Source organism: Cardinium endosymbiont of Culicoides punctatus (genome assembly GCF_004354815.1).
Taxonomy (GTDB): domain Bacteria; phylum Bacteroidota; class Bacteroidia; order Cytophagales; family Amoebophilaceae; genus Cardinium.
Genome location: NZ_QWJI01000001.1, coordinates 96,011 through 116,041 on the forward strand (window position 1 = coordinate 96,011; position 20,031 = coordinate 116,041).

General features: G+C 34.2%; 16 protein-coding genes and 1 tRNA gene. 9 read left to right on the forward strand and 8 right to left on the reverse strand.

Features of this window, described 5'->3' with window-relative positions; translation table 11 throughout:
* Positions 1–214 precede the first annotated feature (214 nt).
* From CCPUN_RS00350 to mfd, 4 genes are all read left to right on the forward strand, one after another.
* Positions 215–1,408 (forward strand): MFS transporter, encoded by a 1,194-nt coding sequence (locus tag CCPUN_RS00350; protein ID WP_133281605.1) that lies wholly within the window; start codon positions 215–217, stop codon positions 1,406–1,408.
* Positions 1,409–2,018: 610 nt separating this feature from the next.
* The gene (locus CCPUN_RS00355; RefSeq protein ID WP_133281606.1) at positions 2,019–2,411 is read left to right on the forward strand and encodes a hypothetical protein; all 393 of its coding nucleotides are present in this window, start codon (positions 2,019–2,021) and stop codon (positions 2,409–2,411) included.
* The gene (locus CCPUN_RS00360) at positions 2,365–2,769 is read left to right on the forward strand and encodes a hypothetical protein (protein WP_133281607.1); all 405 of its coding nucleotides are present in this window, start codon (positions 2,365–2,367) and stop codon (positions 2,767–2,769) included. Before CCPUN_RS00355 ends, CCPUN_RS00360 begins: the two co-directional genes overlap by 47 nt.
* 358 nt (positions 2,770–3,127) lie before the next feature.
* Positions 3,128–6,451: a transcription-repair coupling factor gene (gene mfd / locus CCPUN_RS00365; protein WP_133281608.1), complete on the forward strand. Its 3,324-nt coding sequence runs from the start codon at positions 3,128–3,130 to the stop codon at positions 6,449–6,451.
* Positions 6,452–6,487: 36 nt separating this feature from the next.
* Here mfd and CCPUN_RS00370 read toward each other — a convergent pair whose 3' ends face one another.
* From CCPUN_RS00370 to CCPUN_RS00390, 5 genes are all read right to left on the reverse strand, one after another.
* Positions 6,488–6,820: a hypothetical protein gene (locus CCPUN_RS00370; RefSeq protein WP_133281609.1), complete on the reverse strand. Its 333-nt coding sequence runs from the start codon at positions 6,818–6,820 to the stop codon at positions 6,488–6,490.
* A 560-nt stretch (positions 6,821–7,380) separates the two neighbouring features.
* The gene (locus CCPUN_RS00375) at positions 7,381–9,354 is read right to left on the reverse strand and encodes an AAA family ATPase (RefSeq protein ID WP_133281610.1); all 1,974 of its coding nucleotides are present in this window, start codon (positions 9,352–9,354) and stop codon (positions 7,381–7,383) included.
* Positions 9,355–9,823: 469 nt separating this feature from the next.
* A complete protein-coding gene (gene rnhA, locus CCPUN_RS00380; protein WP_133281611.1) occupies positions 9,824–10,279 on the reverse strand; it encodes a ribonuclease HI in 456 nt (151 codons plus the stop codon).
* Positions 10,280–10,367: 88 nt separating this feature from the next.
* Positions 10,368–12,101, reverse strand: a complete 1,734-nt coding sequence (locus tag CCPUN_RS00385; protein WP_133281612.1) for an Ig-like domain-containing domain — start codon at positions 12,099–12,101, stop codon at positions 10,368–10,370.
* A 41-nt stretch (positions 12,102–12,142) separates the two neighbouring features.
* Positions 12,143–12,216 (reverse strand) — tRNA-Ala (locus CCPUN_RS00390).
* Between the two features lie 420 nt (positions 12,217–12,636).
* Here CCPUN_RS00390 and pdhA point away from each other — a divergent pair.
* Genes pdhA through CCPUN_RS00410 form a run of 5 tightly spaced genes read left to right on the forward strand, consistent with a single transcriptional unit; the run spans position 12,637 to position 16,668 of the window.
* Positions 12,637–13,677, forward strand: a complete 1,041-nt coding sequence (gene pdhA, locus CCPUN_RS00395) for a pyruvate dehydrogenase (acetyl-transferring) E1 component subunit alpha (protein ID WP_133281613.1) — start codon at positions 12,637–12,639, stop codon at positions 13,675–13,677.
* Positions 13,678–13,682: 5 nt separating this feature from the next.
* Complete coding sequence (locus CCPUN_RS00400; RefSeq protein ID WP_133281614.1) at positions 13,683–14,381, forward strand: tetratricopeptide repeat protein; 699 nt, start codon at positions 13,683–13,685, stop codon at positions 14,379–14,381.
* A gap of 34 nt (positions 14,382–14,415) precedes the next feature.
* Positions 14,416–16,194, forward strand: a complete 1,779-nt coding sequence (gene recJ, locus CCPUN_RS00405) for a single-stranded-DNA-specific exonuclease RecJ (RefSeq protein WP_133281615.1) — start codon at positions 14,416–14,418, stop codon at positions 16,192–16,194.
* Positions 16,195–16,198: 4 nt separating this feature from the next.
* The gene (locus CCPUN_RS04660; protein ID WP_165941870.1) at positions 16,199–16,369 is read left to right on the forward strand and encodes a hypothetical protein; all 171 of its coding nucleotides are present in this window, start codon (positions 16,199–16,201) and stop codon (positions 16,367–16,369) included.
* Positions 16,370–16,389: 20 nt separating this feature from the next.
* Positions 16,390–16,668: an ASCH domain-containing protein gene (locus tag CCPUN_RS00410; protein ID WP_133281616.1), complete on the forward strand. Its 279-nt coding sequence runs from the start codon at positions 16,390–16,392 to the stop codon at positions 16,666–16,668.
* A 149-nt stretch (positions 16,669–16,817) separates the two neighbouring features.
* Here CCPUN_RS00410 and CCPUN_RS00415 read toward each other — a convergent pair whose 3' ends face one another.
* From CCPUN_RS00415 to CCPUN_RS00425, 3 genes are all read right to left on the reverse strand, one after another.
* Positions 16,818–18,113, reverse strand: coding sequence for an ankyrin repeat domain-containing protein (locus tag CCPUN_RS00415; RefSeq protein WP_133281617.1), 1,296 nt, complete (start codon positions 18,111–18,113; stop codon positions 16,818–16,820).
* Between the two features lie 167 nt (positions 18,114–18,280).
* Complete coding sequence (locus tag CCPUN_RS00420) at positions 18,281–19,282, reverse strand: hypothetical protein (protein ID WP_133281618.1); 1,002 nt, start codon at positions 19,280–19,282, stop codon at positions 18,281–18,283.
* Positions 19,283–19,730: 448 nt separating this feature from the next.
* Positions 19,731–19,949: a hypothetical protein gene (locus CCPUN_RS00425; protein ID WP_133281619.1), complete on the reverse strand. Its 219-nt coding sequence runs from the start codon at positions 19,947–19,949 to the stop codon at positions 19,731–19,733.
* Positions 19,950–20,031 lie beyond the last annotated feature (82 nt).

Genomic DNA, 20,031 nt, shown 5'->3' on the forward strand with positions numbered 1-20,031 from the left:
AATTAGGGTTAATAGGTTACGTATCTATTTTGTTGATGCAATATATCAAATAATTAGGTGAAAGGGGAATATGAATTTCTTGTTATACTGGACTGATTTTTTCAGTCCAGTGTATATTAAAACATATCGAGCGGTAAAAATAGAAATGTTTTAAGAGGCTTTTGAAAAGTCCCAATAAAATTTTTGTGCGAAATGTTGGGTTAATTGTTTTATTATGTGGATAAAAATAATCTATCTTATTGGAATTTGTGCAATGAATTTTTCATCTATATTATATGATTTTACATTTGCAATCACAGCTTTTCATCTTACAGACGAGGCTAAGAATGGTGCTATAGTCTATTCAGTTGGTTATTTAGCAGAAATTTTGGTAAGTATGGGATTTGGAGGGTTTTTAGATGCTTATTCTAAACGCACCTTATTTACTATTGCTATGATCAGTAAAGTATTTTTATTTATTTTTGTTTTCATATTTTTTAATAAAATACGTGTTAGTTTAGCAGCAATCAGTATTGCAGCATTTTTAGTAGATCTTATCAGTCATGTAACTCATCTGACCAATTTGGTTTCTATCGCTACGTGCTACCATGGAGAGGAACGTATTAAGTTTAATGGACTAGTCCTTACGATCTCTGGTATAATGAGGATAAGTGGTCCTATATTAGCTAGTATGTTTCTTAGTTATTTTTCTCAACCTTCTTACATGCTACTGATTGCTACATTATTTCAATTCATAGCCATGTGTGCTTATTATTACATCATGCCACTCATGGAAAGAGAAAAAACAATCCCATTCTCCACACAAAGTGTGAGCCATGCATTACGAGGAACAGTAATTGCTTTGCAATTAATTTTTGCAGATTTAAAATGGATAAAACTATTACTTATACACGTTTCTACAGCGACTATTTTGGCTATTGCTACGCTTCTTTTATTTCCATTATTTTCAAAAATATATCACATTTCAGATGTAGAAATAGGTGTACTTAGAAGTATTGGAGCTATTGGAAGTGTGGCAGTAGGGGTGGTACTTGGTAGTGTTTTTACTACAAAAAAATTGAGTACTGGAATTTCAATCACTGTTTTTATAGCAGGGTTATCTCTGTCCCTATTTAGTTTTTATAGTGGATTTTATAGTGCAATGTGTCTTGTTTTTTTATTTCAATCTAGCTGCACGCTTTTTTTCCGTACAGCAAGTCTTTATTTTCAAACATTTATTCCCAATGAAGTTATGGGAAGTTGGTGGGCAGCTATTGATGCAATAGAGCGTTTATTTTCTTTAGGAGGCATTCTTGCAGGAGGATATATTTTTGATATATCTGGCGGTGAATTGTTATACAATATTCTGGGGGCTTGCCTTATTGTAATTTCTATACTATGGTTTTTACGAAATCGTAGTTTGGCTTAACTGATTTTTTAAAAGAAATTTTGGTGATGGTTAAGTGTCAAGAACACAAAGGATAACTTCCGACGTGATGCTGTATAAGGCATGATGGTAGTCCTACCGGAATCGGCTGGTAGAAGCCAGTTTTCAAACGACCCTAAGCCCCCCTGGATGACTCGATATTGTTAACACCAATTAATTGACATACACTTACCGTAACACATTTTTATGCATTTTTAACGAATATATTTTGAAAAAAATTAAAAATGTTGCTTATATGGCAAAAATTACGTAGTATTGAAATGCACATTAAATCCCATTGCAACATTGTTTGAAAAATTAGAAAAAGAAGCTATTTCTGACAAAGAAAAATACTTACTATAAAATCTAATAACCATATGATCAACTCTAAACACCTTAAATTATTATCATTCCTACTACTACTCTTCCTATGTCAGTCATGCGGGCAACACAGATTAAATATGGGGACTCGTGACAAGAGACCTGCTGATAATAAATTTTATTTAAAAAAAAAACGAAAATAGACGAAAGTGAAAATACAGATATAAATAATAATTATGAAGAAGAGATACATGACAGTAAGCTTATTGCATTTACAAAATGGACCCCTGCAATGTTTTATGAAAAGTTTAAAATCGAATTTGATGAAAGTAGTTTAGGTTATCTAGACTTAAAAAAAATAATCAGCAACAATAAAAATGGTATCAATCAAGATACATATAATAAAATTATATCTCAAGTTAAAGATTTATTAGAGGGTTATGGTGGCTATAACTTGAATAAAAAGGAAATTACTCCATCCCTATATGTTAATGACATATTACTAGCTATAACCTTAGAGATTAGTAGAGATTTAAAGTCACAAATTCATGATAAATCATTAATTATCGATGCTGAACATTCTTGTAATGGTGATTCTGCAATAGGTGAAATAGACTACGTTGTAATTCTAAAAGATAATGGACCTCAGGGGGGGGGAAATCATACTGTTTGTTACAGAAGTTAAGACATCTGATACCTTTAATAAAGGGTTATTACAACACTGTATGGAGCTAACAGCTTATGAAAAAAATGGGGCTAAACATCCTATATATGGTGTTTTAACATGCGCGAATCAATGGATTTTTACCAAATACGAACGAAAAAATCTTGACGAATATTTTATAACTGATTGGGAAATATCTAGTACCATACCTATGGAAATACCTCGTTACATATCAGATTTTGAAGAAAATAATAAAAAGAGTATTAAAAGAGTGTATGAGTATTTAAAATGTATGATTTACCAATCTATAATAGATTTAGATCTGAATTTTAATCCTAAATCTATAACAGCAAAAGACAACTATGCTACTGAATCATAATACTGTCTAGGCCAAAGTCTTCGCTCCACAAGCAGGGCTCAGACGGGAGCCAAAAAAAAGAAAATAAGGAAAAATACTTGCTATAATGCTAGTCCCATACGTAAACCAACATCCATATGATGTTAACCATGTTAAATAAATACTAATTTCAAGAACCGATTTCCTGCTATTTTAACTACTACCAACTTTAGATTAAAACTAAAAAAGAATTTGTAAATTTATATCAATTTTAAGTCAGCGGATTTCATACTAAGGCGGTTTCAATTTTTTAACCGAAGTTGGCCGTCTGTTTTTTTGTTAGCACTAGGGAACAAACCCTATGATTAGTTTTTTATATTAAGTATAATCTTACCTTATTTTGCAGATTAACGATTTTATAGCATTATATAAAGAAAATAAAATAGTAAAAGAGCTCAGTGATCACCTAAGCCAGGAAAAGCAAAATATAACCCTACACCTCCAGGGTATTGTAGGCAGTTTAGATGCAATACTTATTACTGCAGTGCAACAGCGATGTCCCCGGTTACAATTGGTAGTTCTTACAACAAAAGAAGAAGCATGGGATCTTTATGGTGATTTTCGAAACTTGCTTGCGCCCGACATGGTACTGCTTTTACCCTGTTTAGAAGAAGATGATCGTGCACAAGCAGAAGGCAAGCAAATTCTTCAAAATAAACGTATAGAAGTAATACATGCTATAGCAACAAAGCCTATTGCAGTAGTCATAACGTATATGGCGGCCCTTGCCGAGAAAATCTTAGATCAATCTCAAATAGCAGATAGGAGTTGCAACCTGCAGGTGGGTCAAACAATATCTTTGAAAACATTAGAATCAACACTTAGAAAACAGTTATTTACCAAAGTTGATTTTGTTTATAAACAAGGTCAATTTGCCGTACGTGGAGGGATTGTTGATGTATATACCGCTAATGAATCAGTACCTTATCGTATAGAGTTATGGGGCAATGCCATTTCTAGCATACGTACCTTTGATCCAGATGATCAAAGATCTTTTAAAGCAGTAACCAAAGCGACTATTTTATCCAACCAACAAGAAGATCCATTAGAAAAGACTTTGCGTTACACTTCTTTTGCAAGCTGCCTGCCAACAGATACCTGTATTTGGATTAAAAATAAGACAACAACTTTGGAAATTTTTGATAAAATAGACTCAGGTATTCATAACAATGATATTCATGCTACCATCCATAGCAGTCACATACCAAGAGAAACCAAAGAAAGCTTTATGGCATCTATTGATGCCTTTCATCAGATCACATTTGGGACACAGCAGTGCATGGCTACAGATAAAGACCTTATAATACATTACCCATCTGATCCTCAGCCATATTTTAAAAAAAAATCCAATTTACTTATTGATGATCTCTGTAAAAGAAACCAAGATGCATATAATGTCTTGATTACTGCTGTATCTGCAGGGCAATTTGCACGACTGGATACCATTTTACAAGAAAAAGAACCTAAACCTTATTTTACCCCTTTATTGCTTGGCCTTCGAGAAGGTTATATAGACCATACCGCTCAAATAGTGTGCTATACAGACCATCAAATCTTTAACCGATACTATCAATACCAGCCACCAAAGCACTATTCTTCAACAAAAACAGTGCTGATTCAGCAAGCTACAAATCTACAAGTTGGGGACTATGTAGTACATAGTGATTATGGCATTGGTCTATTTTCTGGATTACATACCTTACATATTAATGGATATAAACAAGAAGCTGTTCGTCTTATTTATAAAAATAATGATATGGTTTATGTAAATGTAAGTGAATTATATAAGATCAGTAAATACACTAGCAAGCATGGAACGCCCCCCAATATGCATAAATTGGGGACTACAGTTTGGCAAAGCAAAAAAAGTACTGTAAAAAAACAGATTAAAGACATTGCTAAAGAGCTCATAACCCTTTATGCAGAACGTAAAAATGCCACAGGATTTTCCTTTGGAAAAGACACTTATATGGATGCAGAATTGGCTTCTTCCTTCTGCTATGAGGACACCCCTGACCAAGCATTGGCCATTGCTGCTGTTAAAGAAGATATGGAACGGCCCATTCCCATGGATAGGCTTATTTGTGGCGATGTGGGTTTTGGTAAAACAGAAATAGCGATTCGTGCTGCCTTTAAAGCAGCAGAAAATGGGAAACAGGTGGCAGTGCTCGTACCTACTACTATTCTAGCCCTGCAACATTACAATTCGTTTATGAGTAGATTAGCCGATCTGCCTGTAAATGTAAGCTATATCAATAGATTTAAAACTACACAAGAGATCAGTCAAGTATTGACAGACACGAATGATGGAAAGATAGATATTCTTATCGGTACCCATAAGTTGCTTACGGATGGTGTGAAATTTAAAGATTTAGGGTTACTCATTATAGATGAAGAACAAAAATTTGGCGTAACAGCTAAAGAAAAGTTAAGGCAACTCCGTGCCCATGTAGATACATTAACCTTAACAGCCACACCTATTCCAAGGACACTCCATTTTTCATTAATGGGTGCACGAGATTTAAGTATTTTACATACACCACCTGCTAATAGACGACCTGTACAAACAAAGGCATGTCCATTTAGTTCCAAAGTTATTCAAGAAGCCATACAAGATGAAATAGCTAGAGGGGGACAAGTTTTTTTTGTACATAATAAAGTAAATGATATAAATACGATTGCAAATAAAATATCAAGTTTAGTACCAACTGTGCGCATTTGTATCGCACATGGTCAAATGGCTGGTACCATGTTGGAAGAGAAAATACTTCAATTTATAGCTGGCAATTATGATGTACTAGTTGCAACAAGTATCATAGAATCTGGCATGGATATTCCAAACGCCAACACCATTATTATTAATGACAGCCACCTATTAGGCCTTTCTGATTTACACCAAATGCGGGGAAGGGTAGGCCGTTCCAATGTACAAGCTTTTTGTTATCTCTTAACGCCACCAAACGTTCATCTTACACCAGAGGCTAAACTAAGATTAAGTGCACTGGAGGAATTTTCTGAATTAGGTGATGGCTTTAAAGTTGCCATGAGGGATTTAGATATACGTGGTGCTGGTGATCTCCTTGGAGCTGCTCAAAGTGGGTTTATTGCAGATATTGGGTTTGAAACCTATTGTAAAATTCTAGAAGAAGCTGTAGAAGAGGTCAAAAATGCTGAATTTAAAACATTATTTAGTAAAGATATTGAAAAAAGGTTTAACGAGTGCTCAATTGAGACAGATTGTGAGTCACTTTTACCCCCAGAATATGTACAAAACACAACACATCGTATGTTGTTTTATAAAAGGCTAAATGAAATTAAAAATATTGACCAACTTATTCTTTTTAAAGAAGAACTAATAGATAGGTTTGGTCCATTGCCTACTCCAACAGAAACTTTATTAGAAACTGTACAACTCCGCTGGGAGGCAGAACGTATTGGTTTTCAAAAAGTAATATTTAAAGATTCCGTTTTGCGTTGTTACCTAGGAGATGATTTTCACAAGAGAAATACCGACATGTGGGAAAATATTGTTAGATATATGCAAACTTACCCAGCCCATTGTCAACTCAAAGAAATAAAAAAAAATATACTCGTTGTTATTACTGGAAAAATAGATACTATTAGTGCTGCTAAAAACCTATTTTCCCAAATAGGTACTGTATAGTTTTATGTAAAAAACCAGTAATTTATATCAGTATATTTATCCGATATTCCGCACTACAATTAGATTTTCTATAAATGGCTGCATACGTGAGGCTAATGGACTAATGATCCAAATAGAAAAGATACCCAAACTAACCAAAACTATCCAATACAATCCTTTAGCATGTACTTGTTCTACCGTACGTGTTAATCCACCACCGCCATAAGCAGTGGCCACTATGGTGGCTACCAATGTAGCTGTAGAAAATTCTTTATGGCCTATGGCATATTCTTTAATATCTTTTACTCTATTGCTAAAATAAATACCTACTGCTAGCGTAAGCAACAGAAAGGTCACCACCATAAGGAGGGGAAGATTGTTCAATACCATAAAAAAAGTTGGTTTTCTCTATTAAAAAGGCTGGAATAGGCAAACATGAGCTACCTAGGCAATGCCTTTTAAAAAATAATATTATGAATAAGATAGTTTCTACTATATACTACAGTTGTACATGACTTTATTTTGTCACGCACACGGGACACAAAAGTTTATTTTGTATCCCTACCTATATATATTGATTATGAAAAACAATTTCATGCTTATGCCTAAAGCAGCATTTAATAAGAAGGAGTACAAAATACTTAGTGTCACTAATACGATGCATATTAGGCAAATTTTTTTATAAAAACAATTTTTTTGATTTTTTGTAATTCCCCAGGAACCTTACATTCCACATAAAACGACATTGTTTTTATGTCTGATTTATAATGAAATATAAAATATAAGGTAAAAATTTTGGCAGCACATTTTCTTGTATGTTCAAGTTTATAAAATATTTATGTCTAACAATCAATTGTTTTTAAAATACATTTAAAAAGGTACCTGGGTAGTTACAATTAATTGCATCACAACTCTATGATGCTATAAATCAATGACATTATAAATATGCATCAGGCGTTGCTTCTAATTTTTTTCTTCGTTTGTGATGCTGTTTTTTGCTTTTCTAATGTTTCTACGTTTATTGCTTCTTCTACAAATTTTTCATCTTTAAATACAAATTTCTTTTTAGGATCCTTGGTAAGATTGTTATTGCTGTCTTGTCGTTTTACTTCAATCATACATTCATTGATATTGCGATGATTGATGTCCTCTCTATTAAAAATACAATTCAAGCCTATATGTACGATCTTCTTTTTTCTAAAATATTTACCAGAATAGTTTTTTTGTTCTATCTGTTCGATGGCTACTTCAGCACTCTGATTCTTTTTCAATTCTATAATATAAACCACATTATTCTTTATGTCATCCATAGTTATATCTGATCGCCCACTACCGGAATGTTCTTCTACACGAATTCTAGGGCCACCTACTGTATGATGACAAACACCATTGAGAAAAGCATGCAGAATATTTTGAAAATCTTTTTCATCATCTTTGAGTGCTTCATAGCTTGTATTCGCAAAACAAGCATCCCTAAATAGCTGCAATAAACGAGTCCAATCCTCTTGCTGTAGAGCTGCAAGTACATGCTCTTTATGATGTACACCTATCTCTTTTTGTTCATCTAAAAACACTTCCTGTATATTTTGTGTAAGTGCCACCCTTACTTCTTCGTTAGGAATTTTTAGTGCATATTGTCCATTAGCAGGATTATAGGTATCTATGGATAAATAACCTGTTTGATACATTAAAGCTTCTAAGCTTAACGGTTTTTTGCTTTGTGTAAACATGATATCATCCTGAGTAACGTAAAATCTTAACTTTTCCCAGTCCAAATCAAATCTATCAATTTCATCTCTCATCTGATTGAGTAAAATACTAGGATCGCCTGTCCTATACCAGTAACCTTGCAAACTGCCTTCTTGAAAAAAAGATAGGACAGAATTAGGGTTATACATAAATGGTCCATCATAGGAAAATCTATACCCATTGTAATAGGACTTTATAGCCTCCATAATACCTTCTTTAGTATATGTTTTTCCTGTACGTTTTTTCATCTCTCGTATGACATAACTAAACCTGTTTTTAAACAGATTTTTAATATCTTCTTCTTTATAGCCAGCTACATCTGAAAATACTTGTTTTAAAGAAACATCATTACCCTGAAATATATTGGCACCAGAACCTAAGTTCACCAAACTAAACTTAGTTACGCCAGTTAGGAATATTAACTGGCAGTCACCAGCACAGCTTTTAACTACAGTGAAAAAATCTTTAAGTACTTTCATACAATCATTATGTTGCTGGGAACGCCAATCTAAATTGACTACAGGACGATCATATTCATCTATTAGAAGAACTATTTTAGGCTCATAACCTTCTTTTAATGTTGTAAGTGTATTTATAAGTCTTCTAAACCTTGTTTGTAATGATTTTCCTGTTATTTTTATTTTATATTGCAAGCCAATGTCGTCTAATAATTCTATAAGATCTCCTTCTAGTTTTTTAGATGAGGTATTATTTAATCCTGAAAAATCCAATCTAATCACTGGATATTTCTTCCAGTCATATTTTATTTTTTTTCCATTTTCATCTTTAAATACTCCATTATAGATAAAGTAATTTTTAAACAATTCCTTATTTATTGCTCCTTCAGCAATGGTAGCAATGGTACTTATCAATAATGATTTTCCGAATCTACGTGGCCGTACCATAAATGTAGGCTTCCCTTCCATTAAAAGTTTGCCAGCAAATTTGGTTTTATCTGCATAATAACCAGACCCTATAACATTTTTGATATCGGCGTCTCCAATAGGAAGACGATCTAAATCCATTTCTGCTACTTGCTCTATTATTTGTTCCAAATCTTCTCCTGTTCTTTTATTTTCTTGTTCCATACCATACTTATGTTTCTTACATGAAAATAAAGATAGCATAAGACATAATACCATCGTATAAATGGTTCTATCTTTTTTAACAATCATCTTTACTTAAAAATTATTTAATCCCTCGATATGTCTTGATGAGCTATGTAGGCAGTAATAGAGAAGAAGACTACATGAACGATGCTACCAACAAGACATCATTATTACCTATAAAGATAGATCACATTATACATTTTTACTTAGTCTACAAGAATACAAAAATATTACCATAGTACCCGAACTTTATTTCGAAACCAATTTTGGTACCCATCTGTTGGCAAGAATTGCATAAAAATAGAGTTAGATTGAATCTACTTCAACAACAGCTTAATATATATGAACAAATACACAGATAAAATACTTTAATGGCGTTATACAACTAAAGGTATAAGTTAGTTGTATAATCTGTTCGTTCCGAGAGCTATTCCTACTCCCCTTCCTGAGTCCTAAATGCAATAAACATAATGAGGTTCCATTTTAACGTTTTTACTCCAAAAACTAATAATAGGGACTTACGCAACAGGTCTAGTTAAATAGATACATATTTTTCGTAATATTCATCTATAATCAATTCTCCATAGCTACTTGCTACAGCAAGCCTATCGCAACGTTCATTTTCTTTGTGTCCATTATGGCCTTTAATCCAATAAAAATGGACATTATGTTTTTGATATACTACCCAAAAACGTTTCCAAAGATCTGAGTTTTTTTTATTTTCAAAGTTTATTTTTATCCATCTTTTAAGCCACCCTTTTTCAACAGCATCTACTACATATTTTGAGTCACTGTAAACCGCAACCTCTTGTCTTTCCTCTTTTATGGCTTCTAAGCCTACAATAACACTCAATAGCTCCATTCGATTGTTGGTGGTCTTTCTATAGCCTTGACAAAATTCTTTGGTATAACTTTTCTTTTTTAGAATTACCCCATAACCCCCTGGACCTGGATTACCCCTAGAAGACCCATCTGTATAAATGTAAATCATAGAGAAAAATATAGCATAAAATAGATTAATAATGAGACAATAATCTTATTAAGAGGGAAATAAATTCCGATAAAGGAAATAATCTATACTAAAACTTAAGGTCGATACCTGTTACATCCCATTTTTCTACAACACCAACTTCTTTTTCATAAAATATTACAGGATTGGGTTCAATATGCTTACGAATATTACCAGGGAACCATTCTTCCTCTCCTTCATTTAATACACGCACACGAACACTATAGGTACCAGGAGGAATCATTGTAAAACAATAATCTTTTGCATCACGTATCGTGTCAACTATTTCATCCTTACTATCTAGTAATTCAATAATAAAATACTCCACAGTGGTTTCTATTTTCCCGGAAATAGTTCCTGTCTCTTCTTCATTTCTAAATGGATAGGTTATAGAAATTTTTTTGTTTGGGTCTTGATCAAATGCTAGGAAAGCTTCTGATTCTATATGTAACGTTATTGTTTTTTTTGTTATACTATGTTCTTTTTTCCCTTGTTCTTCAGAAAGACATGCTGCTACTTCCTCTTGCGTAAAAACCTTTTTTATAGTCAACTTGGTTTTATCTGAATTCCACTCTAGTTCTTCCATTCCTAGAGGAATTTTTTTATCCTTTGTCTGCTCAAAATAGATCAAATTTTGATTGATCTCTCGAATGGGCTTATTAAATGTAATAGTTTCTGTGAAATTAGGTAATATAGAAGCAACTGGTCGTGGCAATAGCGTATGGCTTAATTTTACTGGTTTAATATCCTGTTTTCCTTCTTTAAAGTTAATGTGCAAATGTTGTTCTATTACTGTATGATAGAGATCTTCGGCAATGAGCTTGACTTCAAATTGCTCTCCCTCTAATAATCCAAATGTATTGTATATACAAATGGTTCTAGAGGATTTATCAGAAACTATGCTATATATCTGTGGTTTCCCTTTAGTACCTATGGTTTGTAATGGTATAAGTTGGTATTTTACAATTGGTTTATTAAAGACAATTTCAAAGAAACCTCTTTGAGGAGCGCTGCGTAATAGCTTAAAGTCACGTACATCGGTTGCTACCAAAGGTATTAAAATATCTGTTCGAGAGTCATTTAAGTCAATAGGATTTTTAAAAAAACCATATTGGTCTTTTTCATAATCAATCTCATATTTGCTATTTTTTCCAGTAGTAGCACGAACATAATATGTGCCCAAACGTATATGATCTATAGTAAAATAGCCATCTTTATTGGCTGTTGTACAATAATCAGGAACACCTTTTTCTTGCCATTCTTTAGGATCACGTTCACTACTGTATAAATAAATACCAACATCTCCCACGGGCCTATTGGTCAATAACTCTTTTATTTCTCCTTTAGCCGTAATGGGGTCGATAAAGGAACCTGTACTGAAAGTCAATACAGCATCTGTTGGTTTAGTGCCCTCGTGCGTATCCTTTACCGCATTGTTAAAATACATGGAATAAGTTGTATCTTCTTTCAATGGGACATTTAGTTTTATTTTTAACGTTTTTCCACTTACACTATAACTATAAGGCTGCTTGCTATTTTTAGATGTATCTAACTTCGGCATGATTAATAAGTTGGCGTGAATGCCTTCTACTTTAATGTTTTTATTGAAGGTAATGCGGATTTTTTTATCTTTAAAATGTAAAGATCCATTTTCCGGAAAAGTACGAACCATCTTAAGAGGAGTCTCATCAGGAGGCCCACCTTCTGGCTCTTTCACGGTAACACAAGAGACAACAAGCAAAGGGAATATACATATACGCCTTATAATAGCGAGAAAAACCTTAGAATGAAAAGTTTTAGACATGAAATTAATTGTAACACAAGCGTAGACACTATTCCTTTTAGTGGAGAATGGGGGATTCGAACCCCCGACCTTCTCGATGCCATCGAGACGCTCTAGCCAACTGAGCTAACCCCCCGAACTACAACTATACTATTATTTTTGATAAAAATCAAATGTTTAATCTAAACTGAAACTAGTTTATATTTTCTATATACCATATATTTACCATGCTATGGTAAAGAAAACAGAGTTTTTGAATAAATTTTAATCTGATTTAGGTCGCTCGGGACTTATGTAACAGATCTATTTATTTTGATTTTTTGTAGATACTTGGCTAAATTCGTTCTAGGCTCTTTTTGTTAAAGCTTAAAAGGTAGAACATAAATGAAAATGAAACCAACTATATTTTGTGCTTAATGGGATATCTGTATTCAGCTACTAAACCAGGCAATACACATGCCACTAGCATAACTGAGTGAGTTATTTTGTATCACATTAATTTTTTGTAAATAAAAACTATACTTAAGTGGTATCAATAAAAAATTTAAATACAACCATGAGCCGATTAGGGGCAATTAAACCTGAGCAGGAAGGTACTTGTTCATATACCTCTAAAGTGGACTTATCACCGTTTTATCTAGGATGGTATGAGACGATGTTGCTTATTCGAAGATTTGAAGATAAGGCAGCCCAGCTCTATGGACAACAAAAAATTAAAGGCTTTTGTCATCTCTATAACGGGCAAGAAGCATGTGTGGCAGGTGCTGTAACTGCTTTACGTAAAGAGGATAAATACATTACTGCTTATCGTGATCATGCCCATCCTATTGCTCTAGGCACTGACCCTAAATACATTATGGCAGAACTATATGGTAAATCTACTGGTATTTCTAAAGGATATGGTGGCTCCATGCACTTATTTGACAAAGAACACCACTTCTTTGGGGGTCATGCCATTGTAGGAGGACAGATTCCTTTAGGTGTAGGTATTGCATTTGCTGAAAAATACAATAAAACAGATAATCTATGCATTGCATTTATGGGAGATGGAGCAGTACGTCAAGGAGCTGTCCATGAAGCATTTAATTTAGCCATGCTCTATAGTTTACCCATAATTTTTGTGATAGAGAACAATGGGTATTCCATGGGTACTTCGTTAGAACGTAGTTCTAATGTAACAGCACTTTATCAAATAGGTGCTGGTTATAACATGGATGCTAAACAAGTAGATGGGCTATGTGTGGAAGATGTACATGGTGCCGTTCAAGACGCTGCAGAAAAAGCAAGAAAGGGCATACCAAACCTATTAGAGTTTGTAACTTACCGTTACAGAGGGCATTCTATGTCTGACCCTGCCAATTATCGTACCAAAGAAGAAGTAGAATCTTATAAAGATCAAGATCCTATTCTCAAGATTCAAAGACTAATACTTGAAAAAAAAGTTGGAAATGAATCCGATTTAAGCAGTATCAATGATAGGGTTAAAGCAAAAATAGCAGAAGCAATAAATTTTGCAGAAACATCTCCGTTTCCAGATCCAGCAACTGTTTATCATTATATTTACAAACAAGACAATTATCCATTTCTTCAGAATTAAACTTTATGAAAATAATAGACATAAACAGTATACCTAGAAAACAAAACACTACACAGAAAATAGCCCATAGTGAACGTGAAAAAATAGCATTTTCTATAAAGCGTAGAAAACGAAGGATTTATATAATTAGCTTGCTTGTTATAGTGCTTTCTAGCAGTTTATCCGGATGGCACTTTTATCAAGAGAAAAAGGATATAAAAGCGCAAAATGATAGCTTCCAAGCTGTCTATTATTTTGAAGCGGAAGATTTTAATAAAGCGCTGGAGGGAGATGGGATGCACAAAGGCCTTTTAGAAGTAGTTAAATCATATCCTTATACCAAAACAGCAAATTTATTAAACCTTTATATAGGCGTTGCTTATATGCATCAAAAAGCATACGATAAAGCGCTTCAATTTTTAAATAGATCTCATTTTAAAGATCTTATTTTACAAGCACGTGCCTGGTGTGTAATGGGCGATGTGTATAGTGAACAAGGCAATCACAAACAAGCAGCAACTTACTATATGAAGGCAGCACATTACAAAACAAATAGTGTCTATTCTCCTGGATACCTGGTTAAAGCTGCTATTGCCTTTGAATCCGTAAATCAGTATAAAGATGCTTACCACTGCTACCAAGAGATTGTAGAAAAATTTCCAGAATCCCATTATGGGAATGATATAGCGCTGAAAGAAGCAAGCAGGTTGTCCGCATTATTATAGAGGGAGTATAGCATACAGTTTTAATACATCCTAAATGTGTAAACGTTGGGTCATCCAATCTCCCAAGAAACAGGAGACAGTAGAGGCGCTCACCAAGGTACTGGGTACGCCTTTTTCTTTGTCTGCTATTTTAGTTCAAAGAGGAGTAAATACGTTTGAGCAAGCTAAAAATTTTTTCCGTCCCTCTTTAGCAGCATTGCATAATCCCTTTTTGATGAAGGATATGGATAAGGCTATAGCACGTCTCATTCAAGCACTGGATAATAGAGAAAAAATATTAGTCTATGGTGACTATGATGTAGATGGCACTACAGCAGTGGCATTGGTTTATTCTTTTCTCAAAGAATTACCCAATGTGCATGTAGGCTATTATGTCCCAGACCGGATGGTAGAAGGGTATGGCGTGTCTATGCAAGCCATAGAAAAAGCATATCAAGATGGCATTCATCTGATACTTACGCTAGACTGTGGCATCAAAGCACATACGTCTATTGCTAGAGCTGTAGAACTAGGCATAGATGTAATTGTCTGTGACCACCATGAAGCAGGAGACACCCTTCCTCCAGCATCTGCTATTTTAGATCCAAAGCAGCCCGATTGCCCCTATCCCTTTAAGGAGCTCTCGGGTTGTGGTATAGGTTTTAAATTACTACAAGCCTTTTGCATAAGCAAAAGGTTAAAAGAAGCAACAATCTATCCTTACTTAGATCTTGTAGCAGTAAGTACTGCTTGTGACATAGTGCCATTAGTAGATGAAAACAGAATTTTAACTTACTATGGTATGAAGCAGTTAGAACGTTCTCCACGCCCAGGCCTACAAGCACTTATGCAGTTGGGGATGTTAACGAATCCTATTACAATTTCTGATATTGTTTTTAAAATAGGCCCACGTATTAATGCTGCTGGACGCATGAGTCATGCTTCTTTAGCTGTTCAGTTATTGATAGAAAAAGAGCCATCTCAGGCCAAAAACTTGGCCAATGCTATCGACGAGCAAAACTTGCTAAGAAAAGAGATCGACTGTACCATTACACAAGAAGCGTTATCTATCATTCAAAATACGATAAAACCTAAACAAAAAAAGAGTAATGTGCTCTTTAATCCAAATTGGCATAAAGGGATTATTGGTATTGTCGCTTCTCGCTGCATTGAGGAATACTATAGACCTACTATTATTTTAACACTTTCAGATGGGAAAGCTACAGGTTCAGCTCGGTCTGTTCCTGGATATAATATTTACGAAGCCATTGCTGCATGTAGCGAACTTTTATACCAGTATGGTGGACATGCTTTTGCGGCAGGATTGACCATGTCTACAGATAGTATACTTAAATTTCAAGAAAAATTTGAAAAAGTAGTAGCAGAAACAATAGATGAACAGCTCTTAATACCTCAACAGACCATTCATGCTATTATTCGATTTCAAGATATCACACACAAATTTGTAAATATTTTAATGCAAATGGCACCTTTTGGCGCAGGAAATCCAACGCCTGTATTTGTTAGCACAAAAGTTTATGCCCATACATACACCCTTCTTAAGGGAGCACACCTTAAATTAGAAGTATATCAAGAAGGGAGCAAACAGCGCTATGAAGCCATTGGTTTCAATTTTGCATCCTACGAATCTATTGTATCCAGTGGGCGACCATTTTCTATAGCCTACACCATAGGCTATAATTATTACCATGGAAATAAATCTATACAACTGTTTTTAAAAGATATAAAAGAAGAGGATACAGATGTAAATAATTGCACGACATCTCCTAGAAAAATGCAAAAACTGGAAGAAGAAATGCTTGATTTAAAATAATAGTATGGTATTACCTAAAGAAAGCACTATACAACATATATTAGGAACGTCCGTTGGATCTTTTAACAAAACTGCTTTATCTACACAACAAATGCGCACATATAATCTACCCATGAAAGGTACAATCTATTTTGATTATATTATGAATGGGAAAAAAAGTTTGAAGGTAGGGTAAATGCGCATACATGTGCAAAAATGGTGGTAGGTAATCACTTAAAATTGTTTGATAGACATGCACAATGGGGTATTCTATGTGAAGTAACCAGCAAAGATATCTATGCTTCTTTTGAGGAGATGCTACAAAATAAAGGAGTCTTGCCTTTACTCCCACAGTTGGCATCTTTAGCAACTCATGTTTCCAATGAAGAACTCTTTAAACGCGCAGCAAATATATACCATTCGTTCCCTGGTGCCCATAGGGTTCGCCAGTTTGGTGCAGTGGCGATTGGCGTAAAGTATCTTCAAAAGATTTAATTCATCAAAAAGACTACGAATATGTGGACTAATATGAAAGTTAATATGCCATTATCTATAACCTATAGTTAGAAACTATGCGAAAATATTTATTAAGTTACCTATTTTAATAAATTCAATCAGGCAGTTGGAGACTAAACCATTACCAGCTATTTAATTTTTGCTCGACAAAGTGGACAAGTTGCTGTACTAGGTTTAATCCACTGATCTATACAATCTAAGTGAAATTTATGCTTGCATTTTAATGCTATTGCATGGTTATACTCACTAGTATCCACTAATTCGGTATGACAAATAGAACATTTTCCATCCGCTTTAGTAACATCAATAGGATCAAAAATATATTTGAACGCTTTTGTTTTATCCTGATTTTTCCTTGCCTTCTCTAAAAGCTCTTTGATTCTTTTGTGTTTTTGAGAACCCAATTTTGACAAAAATGCACCCCATTTTGTTGGTATAATACCTTCTGGATTGGCTCCATAATTTAATAGTAACTCCACAATTTCTACATGGCCATCATGCACCGCTTCTGCAAGTGGGGTACGTCCGTAACGGTTTTTTTGTTCTAGATCTATAGTTGGATGCTCTAATAATATTTCTACCATGTCTGTAAGACCCCGATTAATGGCGTTGTTAAATGCAGTATTTCCATAATCACTTTTTTTATTGACATCAATTCTCTTGTCTCTTAATAGTAAACGTACTGCCTCTAGGTTATTACTGTCATGCCTAAGTTTGTAGCCATTTATACTCGCTTGTAATGGTAATAGCCCTGTTCTCGCAGGTTGATTTACATCTATATCTTTATGTGCTAAAAGGATCTTAAGAATAGGTATATCACCATTGTACATAGCTACATGGAGCGCACTGACCGGACCCTCTTCATAATCATCTGGTGTATCATCCAGGTTGTTCACATCTGTTCCATGTTCGAGCAATAGCTTTACCACATCCTCATCGTGTGCCCGAGTTGCTGTGGTTAGAGGAGTATCTATACATAGAGGACGAATAGTCATCAAAAGTTTACGTGGTACGTTAGGATTCGCACCTTGCTTCAATAAAAATTGAATAATTTCTAGATATTTATCTTTGTCCTTTCCTTTAGCCATATGTCTATAGTAAATAGCAAGATATAAAATAGATTCTTGCACATAATCTACCAGATCATCTGCATCTTGCCATAACCTTGTTTCTGTATTTGCAATGCTTTTTTTATCATCTTTATCTTTATACCTATCAAAAATTTCTTCTAGTTGCCGTATATCTCCCTTTTGAATGGCTTCAATACCTTTTTTAGGAAGAGATACAGTCCATTTTTTTTCTTCTTGGTTATCAGTGTGTGTACTTGTAACATTTCTATTGCGTGCAATGCTTGTACACGTATTTATGCCAGTAATCATCCATACCATGGCTGAAAAGGTGATTGTTTTACAAATATGTTTCATAAATAAAATGTGTTAAATATTCTGAATATAGACCATTCCGTAAGTACTAGGCCCACTTCAGTGGGCCTAAAATTCACTCAAAAGCCATCCATTATGTACAAAAAACTATGTTTTTATTCTAGGTACTTACGAAACAGGTATTTAAGATGATTCGCTATAGTTAATAACTAATCTGAATTGGACAAAATCTGAGCGGTTGTCCATGAAGACATTACTATGGAAAACGAAGTGATCAAAAAGTGTGCACCAACCATACCTATTCGGTATGGTTGCTTGTTATCAGATTTAGTATAAGCATAGCAATATTTTCCTAATCGTACTGCAAAAGCCGAAATTTGATCGGTAGTTGCACACCAAGTAGAAACTATTTTAGGATGATAGTTAGGTGTATCAGGAGAAACACTGGTAATAATAATGGCAGCAGTTCCATTTAAAAAAGCGGTCCATATACTGCTAGTCCTACACTTATGACGTAATATATGTACTCCAACTGTCATTAAGCTGATGCCTGCATTAGACCAGGTAGTTAATAAATCTGCACGCTGAAAACCCTGTTGTAACTCAAGATACAACGCAACAGACATTAAAATAAGGTAAGTACCAGACTTTACCAAACTTAAGTGTGTTCCATGGTCTCTTCTAAAACTATAATACTCATGAGATTTTGATTTTCTCATATTACCAAAACAATACTTCAACCCAGCACCCAAGATATTTATAGTAACACCTTTCGCAAATGCTATACTAGCGATAGGTAATTTCTGTTCTGCTGAGTTTTCTATAGGTGTTCTTATAGGATCATCATCTTTAGCAGTAATGGATTTAAGCTTCTGATAATCAATAGCACCATTCACTATCGCCAGCTCTATTTCACCCATTCCTGGAAAAGAAATCTCAACATTATTAGAATTTAGGTTTTCCAATGAACTGTCATTACCTATAGTTACCTCTATAGGAAAAAATACTTGATTTAGATCAATGTCCGTGGGAACTATATTATTAGATAGTGCTACTGTGTCATTGGATAGCGGCAATGCCTGGCTTATAGGAGTTGCAAGTGTAGCTCCTGCTACAAGCGCTTTCTTTAATCCAATATTTTGAGTAACGCGCTTCTGACTACAAGCGCCTAAAGCGTAAAATAACGTAATCCATAAGATGGATGTATACACATAATGTGTGAGTTTTCTTATATATTTCATTATCATTAAAAACTTACATAAAAAACAACTTAATAACCTTCTATGAAGATATCTGCCCATAGGCAAAATATGTCTAAAAACAATCTAGCCTATTTCCACCTGAGTCCTTGTATATAAAAAAGTGCATATATATTTGCACGTTTTATACATCCTTTGTACCAATTCTTATGCAAATTATTACATTCCCATATCTAAATGGATATATACAAAAGAGCCCATGTGTAGGAACGCATAGCATTTACGCTGCATGTGATGTGATGGATCACCAGCAACGGGAATAACTCTGGATCCTTATTAGTGATATAATGAAATTACATCAAATATGCAATAGGTGGAATATAATGGAAGATATATGTTAAGAAACTGGCTGAAAAATGAGCTACTCCTATAATTGGAAACCAAATCATTTTATGATATTTTAGGGCTGATGCGTCAAGTTGTTGTCTTTAACAATAGACATAATTTCTTCTTTAGAAAGGGTAGTAATATCTGCTATAGTATCTATATCCATACTTAATTGAAGCATCTTTAAGACAGTAGCATGACGTTCTTCTAGCTTTCCTTCTAACTTCCCTTTTTCTATTCCAATCTTTTCTCCTTCTATCTTCCCTTTCTCTATTCCACAGGACTTTCGCAAAGTATTGAATAATTGATATTTTTGTAGTTATAGTTACTAACTTCAAATTATTGTACTCAACGATGAAAGTTACTACGCAACT